Here is a 16412-nt window from a genome sequence, read left to right as displayed (position 1 = left end):
ACCGACCGTCCTGAGCGGTCCCGCCGGCGGTCCTGTCTCCGCGTCGCCCCTCTCCTCCGAGGGGGCGGCGCGGGGCGGGGCCGCCGGCTTCCGCGTGTCCGGGGTGCGCCGATCCGCCGCTCCCCGTGCGCCGCGCGCTGTCGGCGGTCCTCCGTAGACTGCTCCGGTGACTCGAAAGCCGCTCCGCATCGCCTCCGTCAACGTCAACGGCGTCCGCGCCGCCTTCCGCAAGGGCATGGGCGACTGGCTCGCTGCCCGCGACGTCGACATCCTCGCCCTGCAGGAGGTCCGCGCCTCCACCGACGATCTCACCGGCCTGCTCGGCGACGAGTGGGACGTGCTGCACGACGAGGCGACCGCCAAGGGCCGCGCCGGGGTCGCGCTCGCCTCGCGCAGGCGGGCCACGATCCACCGCGTCGCGCTCGGCGCCGACGACTTCGACTCCGCGGGCCGCTGGCTCGAGGCGGACTACGAGGTCGGCGACGGCCACACCGTCACCGTCGTCTCCACCTATGTGCACTCGGGCGGCGTGGGCACGCCGAAGCAGGACGAGAAGATGCGCTTCCTCGACGCGATGATCGAGCGCCTCCCCCAGCTCCAAGCCCACAACCCGCTCGCCGTCGTGATGGGCGACCTCAACGTCGGCCACCGCACCCTCGACATCAAGAACTGGAAGGGCAACGTCAAGAAGGCCGGCTTCCTCCCCGAGGAGCGCGCCTACTTCGACCGCTTCGTCGGCGCCGAGGGCGAGGAGGGCTACAACGCCGGAGCGGGGATGGGCTGGGTCGACCTCGGCCGCCGCTTCGCCGGCGAGGTGCCCGGGCCCTACACCTGGTGGTCGCAGCGCGGCCAGGCCTTCGACACCGACACCGGCTGGCGGATCGACTATCAGCTGGCGACGCCCGAGCTCGCCGCCCTGGCCCGCAGCTACGAGATCGACCGGGCGAGCGCGTGGGACACGCGCTGGTCCGACCACGCGCCCGTCGTCGTCGACTACGAGCTCTGACCCCTCTCTCCCCCGGCGCCGACCGCGCCGCCATCGCACACGAGGCCTCACCATGACCCCCAGCACTCCGGGCGCCAAGCCCGTCATCTTCTCCGGCATGCAGCCCTCCTCGGGCTCGCTGCACTTGGGCAACTACATCGGCGCCCTCACGCAGTGGGTCGCGATGCAGGACGACTTCGACGCGTACTTCTGCGTCGTCGACCTGCACGCGATCACCGTGCCGCAGGAGCCCGCCGAGCTGCGCGAGCGCACCCGCGCGACCGCCGCGCAGTACATCGCGGCCGGCATCGACCCGGAGCGCTCGACGCTGTTCATCCAGTCGCACGTCCCGGCGCACGCCGAGCTGGCCTGGATCCTCAACACGGTCACCGGCTTCGGCGAGGCCAGCCGGATGACGCAGTTCAAGGACAAGTCGGCGAAGCAGGGCGCGGAGGCGGCCTCGGTCGGCCTCTTCACCTACCCGATCCTGATGGCGGCGGACATCCTGCTCTACCAGACCGACGCAGTGCCGGTCGGCGAGGACCAGCGCCAGCACCTCGAGCTGACCCGCGACCTCGCGGGCCGGTTCAACACCCGCTTCGGCAGGACCTTCGCGATGCCGGAGCCGTACATCGCCAAGGAGACCGCGAAGATCTACGACCTGCAGAACCCCGGCGCGAAGATGTCGAAGTCCGCGGAGTCGGACGCGGGCCTGCTGAGCGTGCTCGACGAGCCGAAGGTCACCGCGAAGAAGATCATGCGCGCCGTCACCGACACCGAGTCGGAGGTGCGCTTCGACCGCGCGGCCAAGCCGGGCGTCTCGAACCTGCTCACCGTCTACTCCGTCCTCGCCGGCCGCACGATCGAGTCGCTCGAGCAGGAGTACGCCGGCCGCGGCTACGGCGACCTGAAGAAGGGCCTGGTCGAGGTCGTCGCGGCGACCTTCGATCCGATCCGCGCGCGCACCGCGGAGCTGCTCGAGGACCCGGCCGAGCTCGACCGGGTGCTCTCCCGCGCGGCGGACCGCGCCTCGGAGACGGCCGAGCGCACGCTCGCGACCGTGTACGAGCGCGTCGGCTTCCTGCGCCGCAGCCGCTGAGTCCTCGATGATCCGGCTCGCCCTCTTCGACCTCGACGACACGCTCTTCGCGCATGCCCGCGCGGTGCGCGAGGGCATCGTCGCGTACGCGGCCACGCTCGGCGACGCGTACGCGGGCGAGGCGGGCGCGCTGCAGCGGCGCTGGTACGCCCTGGAGGAGGAGCACTACCACCGGTACCTCGCCGGCGAGCTCGACTACGAGGGGCAGCGCCGTGCCCGCGCCGTCGCCTTCGCCGCGGACGCGGGCGTCGAGCTGACGCCGGAGCAGGCGAGCGAGTGGTTCGCCGCCTACCTGGGGCACTACGTCGCGGCGTGGACGCTGCACGACGACGCCCTGCCGGTGCTCGATCGGCTCGACGCGGCGGGTGTCCGGATCGGTGTCATCACCAACGGCGATGTGGACTTCCAGACGACCAAGACGGACGCGATCGGTCTGACGGAGCGGGTCGAGCACCTCGTGGCGTCGGGCGAGGTCGGCGTGACGAAGCCGAACGCGCGGATCTTCCACGTGGCGTGCGAGCGCTTCGGCGTCGCACCGGCCGACGCGCTGTACGTGGGCGACCGGCTGGGCACCGACGCGATCGGTGCGGCGCGCGCCGGGCTGCGCGGGGTGTGGCTCGACCGCGTCGGCGGGCCGGAGCACGGGCGCGAGTTGCCGCCGGAGGCCGTTGAGCTCGGAGTGGTGCGGATCGGGTCGCTGGACGAGCTGGATGCGATCGCGGGGCTGACCGGCTGAGCGGCCGCGGTCGGGCGTCTCGGAACATGCGGAGCGGTCCGCCGCCCGCCCAGCAGTGTCCTTGCTGATCGAGTAGCCCGCGCAGCGGGCGTATCGAGAGCCACCTGCATCAGCGGACGAGCCTGCAAACCGCCCTTCTGAAGACGGTGGGTCTCGATACGCCCCTGCGGGGCTACTCGACCAGCATGGAGGGAGTCGACGCGCGGTGGGCACTGCCGCGGGCCGACGCCTCCGGCTCTACTGCGCGTCGCCGGCCTCTCGGCCCGACTGGGCGGCGGCGGTCGAGCCGCATCTCACGGCAGCCACCGCAAGTGTGACTCGACCGCGTCGGTGGTCCGAAGCACGGGCGATGACTGCTACGGAAGGCCGTCGAGCTCCGCGTGCGGCGGATCGGGTCGCTGGACGAGCTGGACGAGCTCGCGGGGCTGCGCTGACCTCTCGGCGGCCTGGCTCGCAGCTCGACGCGGGGGTTGCTACTCCTTCGGGCGCGCAGCGGTGCCGATCACCGGTCCTCCAGGAAGAGGCCGAGCATCACTGAGACGCAGAGGCAGCAGACGAGGAGCGACACGATCGCATACGGCTCGTCGAGCCCCCCGACGAGTGTCGACCCGCCGACGAGAATCACACCCACTCCAAGGAGGACGATCATGTTCCGGCGGGCGCGGTCGTCATCCTTTTTCGAGCCGGTCATGCCGAGGCCGTTTCATACCGTACGGCGCCCGGCGCCCACTGGCGCGGAACACCCGAGTACCGGCGCAGGATCTTGACGAGGGTCGTGAGACGCGCGACGCAGACCGACCAGCAGGGACCCGGGGTCACGGACGCATGATCGCCGCAGCGAACGCCACGACGGCGCAGACGCCGCACACCGCTGCCGTAGCGACCGCGCCGGGGGTCGGACCCGAGGTCGTCAGCCCCACGGCGGCGCCGACGATCATCACGACTCCCAGCGCGAGAGACCAGAACCGCCGCGGCTGTCGACGCGGCCGATCTCCCGTGCCGCTGGTTGCCTCCTCCTCCGACCGGGTCCCTCCGTCGTCCATAGCTGTCCCTCTCCCTGCATCCATCGAAACGAGTCGATCATACTCGTATGACCCTGCAATGCTCCGGCATGCGTTCACCTGATGTCCCTGCGTACGACCGCGAGAGACGCGAGGCCGGCCGCGACGATCAGCCAGATCGCTCCGGCGAGAACACCAGCGGACGTGTCGCCGGCACCGCCGGAGCCCGACGGAGCGGAGTCCAGGGCCAGGAGCCACGTGCCGAGCGGTGACGCCCAGAGCGCCCACGGCAGGATTCCGGCGACCGGCAGCGCGCCGGCCAGCAGCATCGGAACCGCGAACAGCGCGAGCAGATGCCGTCCGACCACGGCGCCCACCGCGATACCCAGGAACCCCGCGGCTGCACCGACGGTCGCTGCAGGGCCCGCGATCTCCGCCGCGCTCACCGCGAGACCGGCGTCGACTCCGAAGGCGAGTGATCCGGAGCCCGCGGCGACGAGGGCGAGCACGGCGCCTGCCAGCGTCGCCGTCACCGCTCGCATCCCCAGGAGGGGCAGCCGCGCGAGGAAGCCGAGCTGTCGCGCGATGACCCCGCGCTCGAGATCGGCCGTCCAGCCGAAGGAGCCCAGAATGCCGGCGACCACCGCGGAGTTGATCAGGAGAGCGGTCTGGCGCAGCACGCACGAGGGCCCGCGCACTCTGCGTGCGCGGGCCCTCGTCGTTCAGCAATGCGGTGCTACTGCACGTCCTCGTCGACCCAGTCGAAGGTCTTCGTGACGGCCTTCTTCCAGAGGCGGTACTGGCGCGCGGCCTCGTCCTGGTCCATCTGCGGGGTCCAGCGCGAGTCCTCCTGCCAGTTCTGGCGCAGGTCGTCCAGGTTCTCCCAGAAGCCGACCGCGAGGCCCGCGGCATACGCGGCGCCGAGGGCGGTGGTCTCCGCCACGACCGGCCGGACGACCGGGACGCCGAGGATGTCGGCCTGGAACTGCATCAGCAGGTTGTTGGCGATCATGCCGCCGTCGACCTTGAGCTCCTGCAGCGGGACGCCGGAGTCGGCGTTGACCGCGTCCAGGACCTCGCGGGTCTGGAAGGCGGTCGCCTCGAGGGCGGCGCGGGCGATGTGGCCCTTGTTGACGTAGCGGGTGAGGCCGACGAGCGCGCCGCGCGCGTCCGCTCGCCAGTACGGCGCGAACAGGCCGGAGAACGCGGGCACGAAGTACGCGCCGCCGTTGTCCTCGACCGTCGCTGCCAGCGCCTCGACCTCGGGGGCCGAGCCGATGAGGCCCAGGTTGTCGCGCAGCCACTGGATCAGCGAGCCGGAGACCGCGATCGAGCCCTCGAGCGCGTAGTGCACCTCGCCGTCGCCGAGCTTGTAGCCGATGGTCGTCAGCAGCCCGTTCTTGGAGTGCACGATCTCGGTGCCGGTGTTGAAGATCAGGAAGTTGCCGGTGCCGTAGGTGTTCTTCGCCTCGCCCGGATCGAACGCCGCCTGGCCGAAGGTCGCGGCCTGCTGGTCGCCCAGGATGCCGGCGATCGGGACCTCGCGCAGCAGCGAGGAGGACTCGACCTGCCCGTAGACCTCGGAGGAGGAGCACACCTCGGGGAGCATCGACTTCGGCACCCCGAAGGCCTCGAGGATGTCGTCGCGCCACTCGAGCGTCTCGAGGTCGAGGAAGAGAGTGCGCGAGGCGTTGGTGACGTCCGTCTTGTGCACGCCGCCGTCGACTCCGCCGGTCAGGTTCCAGAGGACCCAGGTGTCGGTGGTGCCGAAGATCAGATCGCCGGCGTCCGCCTTCTCGCGGGCGCCCTCGACGTTCTCGAGGATCCAGACGATCTTGGTGCCGGAGAAGTAGGTCGCGAGCGGGAGCCCGACGATCGACTTGAAGCGGTCCGCGCCCTCGTCGCCGGCGAGCCGGTCGACGATCGACTGCGTGCGGGTGTCCTGCCAGACGATGGCGTTGTAGACGGGCTTGCCGGTGGTCTTGTCCCAGACCACCGCGGTCTCGCGCTGGTTGGTGATGCCGACGGAGGCGATGTCGTGGCGGGTCAGGTCGGCGCGGGAGAGCGCCTGTCCGATGACCTCGCGGACGTTGTTCCAGATCTCGATCGGGTCGTGCTCGACCCAGCCCGCGCGCGGGAAGATCTGCTCGTGCTCCTTCTGGCCGGTCGAGACGATCGAGCCCTTCTTGTCGAAGATGATCGCGCGGGACGACGTGGTCCCCTGGTCGATAGCGATGACGTAGTCAGCCATGAATGATTACTCCTTCGTAACGGGGTGAAGTGGAGTGCGACCCGGGCCGGAGCCCGGAGGATCGGCGGCTAGAGGATCGGCAGCAGCGCGGTCGACAGGAGGCCGGCCAGCACACCGCCGACGATCGGGCCCGCGACGGGCACCCAGGCGTAGCTCCAGTCGCTGGAGCCCTTGCCCTTGATCGGCAGCAGCGCGTGGGCGATGCGGGGGCCGAGGTCACGGGCGGGGTTGATGGCGTATCCGGTCGGGCCGCCGAGCGAGGCGCCGATCGCGATCACCAGGATGGCGACGGGCAGGGCGCCGAGCGCCGCGAGGCCGCCGTCGCCCTGGCGTCCGCCGCCGAAGCCGATGACGACGAAGACGAGGACGAAGGTGCCGATGACCTCGGTGACGAAGTTCCAGCCGTAGCTGCGGATCGCAGGACCTGTGGAGAAGACGCCGAGCTTGTTGGCCGGGTCGGGCTCCTGGTCGAAGTGCTGCTTGTAGGCGAGCCAGCAGAAGACGGCGCCGAGGATGGCACCGATCATCTGGGCGAGGATGTACATCAGGATCGAGACGATGTTGACCGGGACGCCCGAGCCGAACTCCGTCGCTCCGCTGGCCGCGAGGCCGAGCGTGACGGCCGGGTTGAGGTGCGCACCCGAGTTGTAGGAGACGATCACACCGGCGAAGACGGCGAAGCCCCAGCCGATGTTGACCATCAGGGTCCCGCCGTTGAGACCCTTGCTCTTCACGAGCGCGACGTTGGCGACCACGCCGCAGCCGAGGAGCACGAGCATCGCCGTTCCCACGACTTCCGCGAGGAACACCACTCCGAGATTGTCCACGTTGACCATTTCCTTTTCGTCAGACGGACGCGCGAGCGCGTCCGCGTCGGGCATCGATGCCCGACGAGTGTGAAGTTATCGGCGCCCTGTCCCGGCGACAAGGAACGCCGCGTGCACGTTTGTGCGTTGTCACGACGGAAGTCCCGGCTCGAGATCTCTCCTCGAACCGGGACTCCCGTCGATCCGCGCCTGCCGCCTAGGAGGCTGCGACCGCCGTCGGCGCCTGCACCGCGGTGCCGCCGACATCGACGCCGTTGTACGTCTTGAGGTGCTCGATCGTCGCGTCGACCTCCTGAGCGCGCTTGGCCTCGTCCCAGCCGAGGACCTCTCCGGTGTGCTGCGCGAGCTCCTCGAGCAGCTCGCGGCTGAGGCCGCCGGTGAAGGCGTGGTTGGTGCGGCGCATGACCAGGTCGATCAGGTGCACGACGCTCTCGCGCTGGGCGAGGTAGCGGATCTCACCGGTGGTGAAGTCCTTGTCGAAGTCGAGCGCCTCGTCGTGGCCGTCGGCCAGGGCCTCGATGACCTCCTGCGCACGGGTGCCGTAGCGCTCGAGCAGCTGGCCGGTGCGGGCCGAGGACAGACCGGAGCGGTGCTGGCTGATCCACTGGGCGCGCGAGGCGTCCGTGCGGGGGAAGCCCTTGCCGCCGCCGATCGCGGTCTTGACCGTCGAGACGCGGCGGGTCACGCCGATCCGCTTGAAGACCTCGTTGGAGAGGTGCTCCGAGAGGGCGCGGAAGGTCGTCCACTTGCCGCCGACCAGGCTCAGCACCGGGGTCTTCCCGCCGGGCAGGGTCGAGGGCTCGATGCGGTAGTCGCGGGAGACGAAGCCGGGGGTCTCGTCGTCGTGACGGGGCAGCGGGCGGATGCCGGAGAACTTGAAGACGATCTGCTCGCGGGTCACCGGGATGGAGGGGAACACGTGGTTCACCAGCTCGAAGAAGTAGTCGATCTCCTCCTCGGTGCAGACGGCCGGCTCGTTCGGGTCGGCCTCGATGTCGGTGGTGCCGACCATGACCCGGCCCTTGAGCGGGTAGATCAGGACGATGCGGCCGTCGCTGTGCTCGAAGAACATCTCGCGGCCCTCGCAGGCCTCGACCAGCTCCGGGTTGTCGAGCACGATGTGCGAGCCCTTGGTGCCGCCCATGAATTTCGTGGTGGTGCCGAGCGCCGTGTTGGTGAAGTCGGTCCACGGTCCGGAGACGTTGACGACGACGTCCGCCTGGAAGGCGAACTCCTCGCCGCTCTCGCGGTCGCGCAGCAGCACGCCGCCCTCCGAGGTGCCGACGGCCTCGACGTAGTTGGCCGCGCGGGCCTTCTTCCCGCCGACGAGTGCGTCGCGCAGCACGTCGAGCGCCAGGCGCTCCGGCTCGTGCACGGAGGCGTCGAAGTAGGTGGCGGTGTACTTGATCTTCGGGTCGAGCTTCGGCAGCTCGTTCAGCGAGCGCTTGCGGCCGTGGAACTGGTGGCGCGGGACGACGCCGCCGTCGCGGGAGAAGAAGTCGTACAGGGTGAGGCCGACTTTGATCAGCAGCGCACCGCGCTCCTGGGGCTTGCCCGACTTGTGCGTGAGGAAGCGCAGCGGCGCGGCCAGGATGCCCGAGAACGTCGAGTAGATCGGGATCGTGGTCTGCAGCGGCTTCACGTAATGCGGAGCGATCTTGAGCAGGCCGTTGCGCTCGTGCACGCCCTCGTTGACGAGGCGGAACTCGCCGTTCTCGAGGTAGCGGATGCCGCCGTGGATCATGTGGCTCGACGCGCTGGAGGCGCCGGACACGTAATCGCCGCGCTCGACGAGGACGACGTCGACGCCGTTGAGCGCGAGTTCGCGGAAGGTCCCGATGCCGTTGATCCCACCGCCGATCACCAGGACGGTCGCGCGGGGGGTGTCCCGCAGGGCGGAGACGCTCTCGCGGAGAGAGGAGCTTCCGGGAGTTCCGACAGACTGTGCCACTTCGTACTCGCCTTCGTGTCGTAGGTGTTGCGTCGAGTGCCTCGTGCGAGTGTGACCGCCCCAGATGGACGGTTGATATCGCGAGGGAATACAGCCATCCTTGACCCGACAACACATCCGGTCAAGACGGGTGGAAATACGTGCAAGGAGTGGCTATGACCCCTGTCCGACCGGTCGTCGAACTGGACGAGACGACGCACGCGACCCACCCCGACAAGACGCGCGATGCGCTCCGGGCCGCGCAGCTGTACTACATGCAGGACCTGACGATGGACGCCATCGCGCACGAGCTGCACACCTCGCGCTCCTCGGTGTCGCGGCTGCTCTCGCACGCCCGGGCGACGGGGCTGGTCGACATCCAGATCCGCTCGCCGCTCGACCGGGCGAGCGCGCTGTCTGCCGAGGTGCGCGCGCACTTCGACATCACCGCGCACATCGTCCCGGTGCCCGACCACACCAGCGAGATCGACCGGCTCGAGCGCGTCGCCCTGTCGGCCGCACGGATCCTCGGTCCGTTCATCGACTCGAACATGATCGTCGGCATCGCCTGGGGCTCGACGATGAGCGCGATGAGCCGGCACCTCATCGCCAAGGAGACGCACAACACGCAGATCGTGCAGCTCAACGGCGCGGGCAACACCGAGACCACCGGCATCAACTACTCGAGCGAGATCCTGCGCCGCTTCGGCGACGCGTACGCCGCGAAGGTGCAGCAGTTCCCGGTGCCGGCGTTCTTCGACGACCCGATGACCAAGAAGGCGGTCTGGCGCGAGCGGTCGACCAAGCGGGTGCTCGAGCTGCAGCAGCGGATGGACGTCGCGCTCTTCGGCCTCGGCTCGCCGTTCGCGGCGGTGCCCTCGAAGGTCTACATCGGCGGCTACCTGGAGCCGAGCGACTTCACCTCGCTCAGCGCGTCCGGCGTCGTCGGCGACGTCGCCACCGTGTTCTACCGTGCCGACGGGACCTGGGACGACATCCCCATGAACGAACGTGCAAGCGGCCCGGACCTCTCCACCGTGCGCCGCGCCTCCCGCCGGATCTGCGTCGTCTCGGGCGCCTCGAAGCTCCCGGGCCTGCGCGGCGCCCTCGCCGCCGGCCTCCTCACCGACCTCATCCTCGACGAGGGCACGGCCCGCGCCCTGATCTCCGGCTGACCCCGCCCTCCCCTTCCCCTCCCGCGAGATGCCACTTATGAGCACGACACGCCGCAGAAACTCGTCATAAGTGGCATCTCGCGGCGTGGGTCAGAGGCCGAGGGCGCGGCGGACTCGGGCGGCCGTGGCCTCGGGGTGGCCGACGAGGCCGGAGAGGCGCACGCGGAGGTGGCGGTAGCCGAGCGCCTGGATCGCCTCGCTGCGCGCGATGTCCCGCTCGTACTGCTTCTGATCGGTCCGATGCTGATCACCGTCGTACTCGACGACGACCCACTGATCCCGGTAGAGCAGGTCCACCCGCGCGACGAAGACACCGTCCGCGTCGTACAGCTCGACGTTCAGCTCCGGCTCGGGCAGCCCCGCACGGATCAGCAGCAGCCGGAGCAGTGTCTCCTTCGGCGACTCGGAGCCGACGCGCACGAGTCCGACCGCCTCCCTAGCGCGCCGGCCGCCCCGACCTCGGTACTGCGCCGCCCGCACCGCGAGGATCTCCAGATCGACGCGGAGGCCGTGGCGACCGAGCTCCTCATCGGGCCGCACGAGCGCGTCGCCGAGGACGACGAGCTCGTCGAGCGACCGCGAGTCGGCGAGGTGGCAGAAGGTGGAGGCGGGATCGGTCACCGGGTGACCCGCGTCGACGACGGTGACCGCCTCGTCCCAGAGATGATGCGACGTCACGCCGACCCGTCGAGCGGCGCGCATCGGGGGCGCGACTGAGACGTGCAGCGGCGTGGTCTCCGTGGCCCGCCGGTCGGGCAGTCGGAGGAGGTGAGCGGCGGTGGCGTGCGAGAAGAACTCGCCCGGCCGCATCACCGCCGCGAACGCCGCGATCCTCTCGCTGTACGTCACCGGCTCGACCGCGGCACGAGCACCCCGGAAGACGCCGACCGGATACTCCGCCACGAGCCGATGCCGCGCGAGCTCGCTCGTCGACGCGTTCACGATCCGGGTCTCTGTGTACTCCTGCATGCGAGGAGGGTGCCGCACCCCGCGCTACCCCGTGCGCGTTCTCCACAGCCCCCTCCCGCGAGATGCCACTTGTGAGCACGACACGCCGAGGAATCACCTCATAAGTGGCATCTCGCGGAGAGGGGGCAGGGCTGGGGAGGAGGGTCAGGACTCGCGGGCGTGGGTGTCGAGGAAGGCGTAGACCTCGGCGTCGTCGATGCCGGGGAAGGTGCCGGAGGGCAGCGGGGCGAGGACGTGGGCGTGCAGGCGGGCGCTCGGCCAGGCGTTGCCGTCCCAGCGCTGGGCGAGCTCGGCGGGGGCGCGGCGGCAGCAGGACTCGTCGGGGCAGCGGGACTGCTCGCGGCGGTCGGTGTCGCGGCCGCGGAAGAAGCGCGCCTCGGCGAAGGGGACGCCGACGGTGATCGAGAACTCCTCCGTTGCGGTGGTGCCGGTCTGCGAGGCCGACCAGAAGGTGCCGGCCGGAGTGTCCACGTACTGGTAGTACTCCGTCGTGCGGTTGGTGCGACTGAAGGCCGAGCGCGCCGACCAGTATCGGCAGACGATCTGCCCCTCCACCGCGCCGGTGACGTCGGTCGGCAGCGGCAGGCCGTCGTTCTCGTAGGCCTTCTGGATCGAGCCGTCGCCGAGCACGCGGAGGAAGTGCATCCGGATGTCGAGGTGCGAGGTCAGCAGATTGGTGAAGCGCAGCGCCGCCGCCTCGTGCGTGACGCCGAAGCCGTCGCGGAAGTCCTCCACGGTGATGTCGCGCTCGCGCTTGGCCTCCTCGAGGAACGCGACCGCCGGCTCCAGCGGCATCAGGCAGGCGGCCGCGAAGTAGTTGATCTCGAGCCGCTGCCGGAGGAAGTCGGCGTAGGTGACCGGGCGCTCGTGGCCGAGCAGCCGGTGCGCCATCGCCTGCAGGGCGAGCGCCCGCAGCCCGTGCCCGCCGGGGATCGAGGCGGGCGGGAGGTAGATCCGCCCGTTCGCGAGGTCGATCACCGAGCGGGCCGAGTGCGGCAGGTCGCCGACGTGGATGATCTCGAAGCCGAGGTGCCGCGCCATCTTCGAGACCGAGCTGTGGGTCAGCGCTCCCCCGCGGTGCCCGACCGTGCGGAGCATCTCGCCGGCGACCGCCTCGATCTCGGGGAGATAGGCGTGGCGCTCGCGCAGCTGGAGCCGCTGGGCCGTGTTGGCGCGCCGCGCCTCCTCCGGTGTCGCGCTGGCCTCGCTCTTGCGGCGCGCCAGCTCGCGGTAGACGCCGAGGAACGCCTCGAGCACGGGAGTGGTCAGGCTCTTGTTGACCTTGAACTCCGGCAGCCCGAGCGAGCGGTAGAGCGACCCCTTCTGCACCCGCGCCAGCTCGATCTCGAGGGCGGCGCGCTCACTCGGCGGCTCGTCCGAGAGCAGCGCGGCGAGCTCGACGCCCAGCGCCGTGGCGAGGGCCTGCATCAGCGAGAGCCGCGGCTCGCGGCGGCCCGTCTCGATCAGCGAGAGCTGGCTGCCCGAGACGCCCACGCGCTCGGCGAGCTGCCCCAGGGTCAGCCCGCGGCGCGTCCGGAAGTGGCGGATGCGCTGCCCGAGCAGGGCGGCATCGGTCCCGGAAGCAGGGACGGCGGCGGGGACGGTGGTGTCGGTCACGGCGAGCTCCAGCGATCGGTTGTGACGGAGGCGCAAAAACCGCACTTCTTGACGGATCTGGCCTCGCAAATACCCCTCGATCCTCCTCCATCCTGGCTTCAGGCGCCAGAGAGCGCCCCTCGAGAGTCCGGACACGACCGCCGCGAGGACCGACTCCCCACCCCGTCGACGACGACTGCACTGAAAGCGGAGCCAGCATGAGCATCTACAGCAACACCCTCCTTCTCGAGACGACCACGATGACCGCCCCGACCCCGGTCGACGCACCGGTCGTCCCGCCCGCTCCCCTCGCGCTGCGCCGCTGGGTGCGCGAGACGGCCGCGATCCTCCAGCCCGACGCGATCGAGTGGTGCGACGGCTCCCCCGCCGAGTGGTACCGCCTCACCGCCCGGATGGTGGACGAGGGGAAGCTGATCGCGCTCAACCCGGAGTGGCGGCCCGGCTCGTTCCTCGCCCGCACCGACCCCGACGACGTCGCCCGCGTCGAGGACCGCACCTTCATCTGCACCACCGACGAGGCCGACGCCGGCCCGACCAACAACTGGCGGGAGGCCTCCGCGATGAAGGCCGAGCTCGCGCCGCACTTCGCCGGCTCGATGCGCGGGCGCACGCTGTACGTCGTCCCGTTCTCGATGGGCCCGGTCGGCGGTCCGCTCTCGCAGCTCGGCGTGCAGCTGACCGACTCCGCCTACGCGGTGCTCAACATGCGGATCATGGCCCGCGTCGGCGCCGAGCCGCTCGCCGCCTTCACCGAGGAGACCGCCTTCGTCCGCGGCGTGCACTCGGTCGGCTTCCCGCTCCGCGACGCCGACGGCGCGACCCGGGAGGACGTCGCCTGGCCGTGCAACCCGACGAAGTACATCACCCAGTTCCCCGAGACGCGCGAGATCTGGTCGTTCGGCTCCGGCTACGGCGGCAACGCCCTGCTGGCGAAGAAGTGCTTCGCCCTGCGGATCGCGTCGACGATGGGGCGGGAGGAGGGCTGGCTCGCCGAGCACATGCTCCTGATCCGGATCGTCTCGCCCGAGGGCCGCAGCTACCACGTGGCCGCCGCCTTCCCGAGCGCCTGCGGCAAGACGAATCTCGCGATGCTGCAGCCGACCATCCCCGGCTGGCGCGTCGAGACGCTCGGCGACGACATCACCTGGATGAAGAAGGGCGAGGACGGCCGCCTCTGGGCGATGAACCCCGAGACCGGCTTCTTCGGCGTCGCCCCCGGCACCGGGCAGAGCAGCAACCCGAACGCCGTGCACACCCTCTGGGGCAACACGATCTTCACCAACGTCGCGCTCCGCGAGGACGGTGACGTCTGGTGGGAGGGACTCACCGACGAGGTGCCCGAGCGGCTGACCGACTGGCGCGGCGAGCCGTGGACGCCCGCCTCCGGGACCCCGGCCGCGCACCCGAACGCGCGCTTCACCGCGCCGGCTGAGCAGTGCCCGACGCTCTCGCGGGAGTGGGACGCCTTCGAGGGCGTGCCGCTGGACGCGATCGTCTTCGGCGGGCGCCGGGCGAGCAACGTGCCGCTGGTCACCCAGGCGACCTCGTGGCAGCACGGCGTCTTCCTCGGCGCGACCATCGCCTCCGAGAAGACGGCCGCGGCGGAGGGGACGGTCGGCGAGCTGCGCCGCGACCCGTTCGCGATGCTGCCCTTCTGCGGCTACAACATGGCCGACTACTTCGCGCACTGGCTCGCGGTCGGCGCGGATCTCGGCGAGAAGGCGCCAGCGATCTTCCAGGTGAACTGGTTCCGCAAGGGCGCCGACGGCTCCTTCCTCTGGCCCGGCTTCGGCGACAACGCCCGGGTGCTGCAGTGGCTGGTCCGGCGGCTGGAGGGGTCGGCGCAGGCGCGGCCCAGCGCGATCGGCGACCTGCCGCTGTCGATCGACACGCACGGGCTGAACCTCTCCGCCGCGGTGAAGGAGGAGCTGTTCTCGGTCCCGGTGGAGGCGTGGCTCGACGAGTGCGCGCTGACGGAGGCGTTCTTCGCCCGCTTCGGCGACCGGCTGCCGCCCGAGCTGACCGCCGAGCTGCGGGCGCTGCGGCTCCGGCTGCTCGCCGAGGAGCTGCCGGCCGCGCACGCGGCCTGACCCCCGATCCCGCCGGCCCCGCGCCGGCGCCCCTGTGGCCCGCGGAGGGGATCATCCCCTTCTTCGCATCCCCCTCCGCGGGTCCACTCCCTCCTCCGCGCGGCAGCGCCCGCGCCGCCGCCCTCATGCTGATCGAGTAGCCCCGCACGGGCGTATCGAGATCCACCGTCTCCGGGCACGTGGGTCTCGATACGCCGCTGCCGCGGCTACTCGACCAGCAAGCAGGGACCCCCACCGACCGCACGACCAGACGGGCACCATGGACGACCGCATCACCCTCCGCTTCCTCGCCGCTCCGCAGGACGCCACCGCCGACGGCCGCAGCGCCCAGGCCGGCCGCGTGCTCGAGTGGATCGACAAGGCCGGCTACGCCTGCGCCGTCGGCTGGAGCGGCGGCTACTGCGTCACGGCCTACGTCGGCAACGTGCACTTCACCCGGCCGATCGCCGTCGGCAACCTGATCGAGGCGACCGCGCAGGTCATCCACACCGGGCGCACGAGCATGCACGTGCTGGTGCGCGTCGCCCAGGCCGACCCGCGCACCGGGCGCTACGAGGACGCGACGCACTGCCTCCTCATCTTCGTCGCGGTCGACGAGCAGAAGCGGCCGCGCCCGGTGCCGGAGTGGACCCCGCGCACGATCGAGGACCTCGCCCTGGCCGAGGGCGCCGCGGCCCGCATCGACGGCCGGCGCGCGCTGCACGAGGTGATGCGCGCGCAGGAGTACACGGAGGCGGGGACCGGCCCGCGGATCGTCTTCCGCTTCCTCGCCGCGCCCGGCGACGTCAACTGGGGCGGCAACGCGCACGGCGGCATCGTGATGCGCTGGATCGACGAGGCCGCGAACGCCGTCGCGCAGGGCTGGAGCGGGCGCGACGCGGTCGCCGTCTACTCCGGCGGCATCCACTTCTACCGGCCGGTGCGGATCGGGCACCTCGTCGAGGTGGAGGCGCGGCTGATCCACACCGGACCGCGCTCGATGCACCTCGCGATCCACGTGCGCTCCGGCGACCCGCGGACCGGCGAGCTCGAGCTGACCACGCAGTGCATGAGCGTCTTCGTCGTGCGCGGCGACGACGGAGCGGCCGAGGCGGTGCCGGCGCTGCAGCCGCGGAGCGACGAGGACCGCCGGCTGGACGAGCACGCGCGCGAGCTGATCCGGCTGCGCGCCGAGCTGCCGGCGCTGCCGGTCGGCATCGCGGCGACGCTCGCCTGACCGGTCCGCACTCCCGGGTCGCTAGGGTCGGAGCGTGAAGATCCTCGTCGTGAACGGCCCGAACCTGAACCTCCTCGGCACCCGCGAGCCCGCGGTCTACGGCTCCGACACGCTCGCCGACGCGGAGGCGCTCGCCACCCGCGCGGCGGAGCGGCTCGGCCTCGACATCGAGTTCTTCCAGAGCAACTCGGAGGGCGCGATCATCGACCGCCTGCACGAGGCGCGCGGCACGGCCGCCGGTCTGCTGCTCAACGTCGGCGCCTACACCCACACCTCGATCGCGATCCGCGACGCCGTGCTCGCGACCGAGCTGCCGCTGGTGGAGGTGCACGTGAGCAACGTGCACCGGCGCGAGGAGTTCCGCCGGCACTCCTACCTGTCGGACATCGCGGTCGCCGTGATCGTCGGCGCCGGCATCGCGGGCTACGGCTACGCGGTCGACGTCCTCGCGCGGACCCTGGGGGCGACGGCTCCGCACGCGTAGCTCCGGGGCGAGTCGCCGGGGCGTAGCGTCGG

Annotated in this window: 14 protein-coding genes; 7 read left to right on the top strand and 7 right to left on the bottom strand. The window is 71.0% G+C overall.

Features of this window, described 5'->3' with window-relative positions:
• Positions 1-166: 166 nt before the first annotated feature.
• The 3 genes from GTU73_RS06640 to GTU73_RS06630 are packed head-to-tail and all read left to right on the top strand — an operon-like array spanning position 167 to position 2820.
• Positions 167-1006 carry an exodeoxyribonuclease III gene (locus GTU73_RS06640; protein WP_160088005.1) on the top strand — a complete coding sequence of 280 codons (840 nt, stop codon included), beginning with the start codon at positions 167-169 and terminating at the stop codon, positions 1004-1006.
• A 52-nt stretch (positions 1007-1058) separates the two neighbouring features.
• On the top strand, positions 1059-2084 hold the full coding sequence (gene trpS, locus GTU73_RS06635) for a tryptophan--tRNA ligase (RefSeq protein WP_160088003.1): 1026 nt from the start codon (positions 1059-1061) through the stop codon (positions 2082-2084).
• Positions 2085-2091: 7 nt separating this feature from the next.
• Complete coding sequence (locus GTU73_RS06630) at positions 2092-2820, top strand: HAD family hydrolase (protein ID WP_160088001.1); 729 nt, start codon at positions 2092-2094, stop codon at positions 2818-2820.
• 502 nt (positions 2821-3322) lie between these two features.
• On the opposite strand, the gene GTU73_RS06625 is transcribed toward GTU73_RS06630, so the two are convergent.
• The 5 genes from GTU73_RS06625 to GTU73_RS06605 all read right to left on the bottom strand — a co-directional run bounded on the left by GTU73_RS06625 (position 3323) and on the right by GTU73_RS06605 (position 8763).
• Positions 3323-3511 carry a hypothetical protein gene (locus GTU73_RS06625; RefSeq protein ID WP_160087999.1) on the bottom strand — a complete coding sequence of 63 codons (189 nt, stop codon included), beginning with the start codon at positions 3509-3511 and terminating at the stop codon, positions 3323-3325.
• Between the two features lie 426 nt (positions 3512-3937).
• Complete coding sequence (locus GTU73_RS06620; protein ID WP_160087997.1) at positions 3938-4501, bottom strand: hypothetical protein; 564 nt, start codon at positions 4499-4501, stop codon at positions 3938-3940.
• A 56-nt stretch (positions 4502-4557) separates the two neighbouring features.
• Positions 4558-6072: a glycerol kinase GlpK gene (glpK, locus tag GTU73_RS06615; RefSeq protein WP_160087995.1), complete on the bottom strand. Its 1515-nt coding sequence runs from the start codon at positions 6070-6072 to the stop codon at positions 4558-4560.
• Positions 6073-6140: 68 nt separating this feature from the next.
• On the bottom strand, positions 6141-6908 hold the full coding sequence (locus GTU73_RS06610) for an MIP/aquaporin family protein (RefSeq protein WP_160087993.1): 768 nt from the start codon (positions 6906-6908) through the stop codon (positions 6141-6143).
• Between the two features lie 187 nt (positions 6909-7095).
• Positions 7096-8763 (bottom strand): glycerol-3-phosphate dehydrogenase/oxidase, encoded by a 1668-nt coding sequence (locus GTU73_RS06605; protein WP_244231794.1) that lies wholly within the window; start codon positions 8761-8763, stop codon positions 7096-7098.
• A 242-nt stretch (positions 8764-9005) separates the two neighbouring features.
• Here GTU73_RS06605 and GTU73_RS06600 point away from each other — a divergent pair, with 242 nt between their 5' ends.
• Complete coding sequence (locus GTU73_RS06600; RefSeq protein ID WP_123445261.1) at positions 9006-10004, top strand: sugar-binding domain-containing protein; 999 nt, start codon at positions 9006-9008, stop codon at positions 10002-10004.
• Between the two features lie 90 nt (positions 10005-10094).
• Here the strand turns inward: GTU73_RS06600 and GTU73_RS06595 are convergent, their stop codons facing one another.
• Together GTU73_RS06595 and GTU73_RS06590 are read right to left on the bottom strand one after the other, a co-directional pair.
• Entirely contained in the window at positions 10095-10973 is an 879-nt protein-coding gene (locus GTU73_RS06595) for a DUF559 domain-containing protein (protein ID WP_160087989.1), read from the bottom strand.
• Between the two features lie 144 nt (positions 10974-11117).
• On the bottom strand, positions 11118-12590 hold the full coding sequence (locus tag GTU73_RS06590) for an XRE family transcriptional regulator (RefSeq protein WP_160087987.1): 1473 nt from the start codon (positions 12588-12590) through the stop codon (positions 11118-11120).
• 239 nt (positions 12591-12829) lie between these two features.
• Here GTU73_RS06590 and GTU73_RS06585 point away from each other — a divergent pair, with 239 nt between their 5' ends.
• The 3 genes from GTU73_RS06585 (at position 12830) to aroQ (ending at position 16380) form a co-directional block, all read left to right on the top strand.
• A complete protein-coding gene (locus GTU73_RS06585; protein ID WP_160091249.1) occupies positions 12830-14680 on the top strand; it encodes a phosphoenolpyruvate carboxykinase (GTP) in 1851 nt (616 codons plus the stop codon).
• A 259-nt stretch (positions 14681-14939) separates the two neighbouring features.
• The gene (locus tag GTU73_RS06580) at positions 14940-15896 is read left to right on the top strand and encodes a hotdog domain-containing protein (RefSeq protein ID WP_160087985.1); all 957 of its coding nucleotides are present in this window, start codon (positions 14940-14942) and stop codon (positions 15894-15896) included.
• A gap of 34 nt (positions 15897-15930) precedes the next feature.
• On the top strand, positions 15931-16380 hold the full coding sequence (gene aroQ, locus GTU73_RS06575; protein WP_160087983.1) for a type II 3-dehydroquinate dehydratase: 450 nt from the start codon (positions 15931-15933) through the stop codon (positions 16378-16380).
• Positions 16381-16412 lie beyond the last annotated feature (32 nt).

It is taken from the genome of Rathayibacter sp. VKM Ac-2804, assembly GCF_009866655.1.
Taxonomy (GTDB): Bacteria; Actinomycetota; Actinomycetes; order Actinomycetales; family Microbacteriaceae; genus Rathayibacter.
The sequence above is the reverse complement of the archived record's forward strand: the minus strand, read 5'-3'. Positions and strand labels throughout refer to the sequence as shown.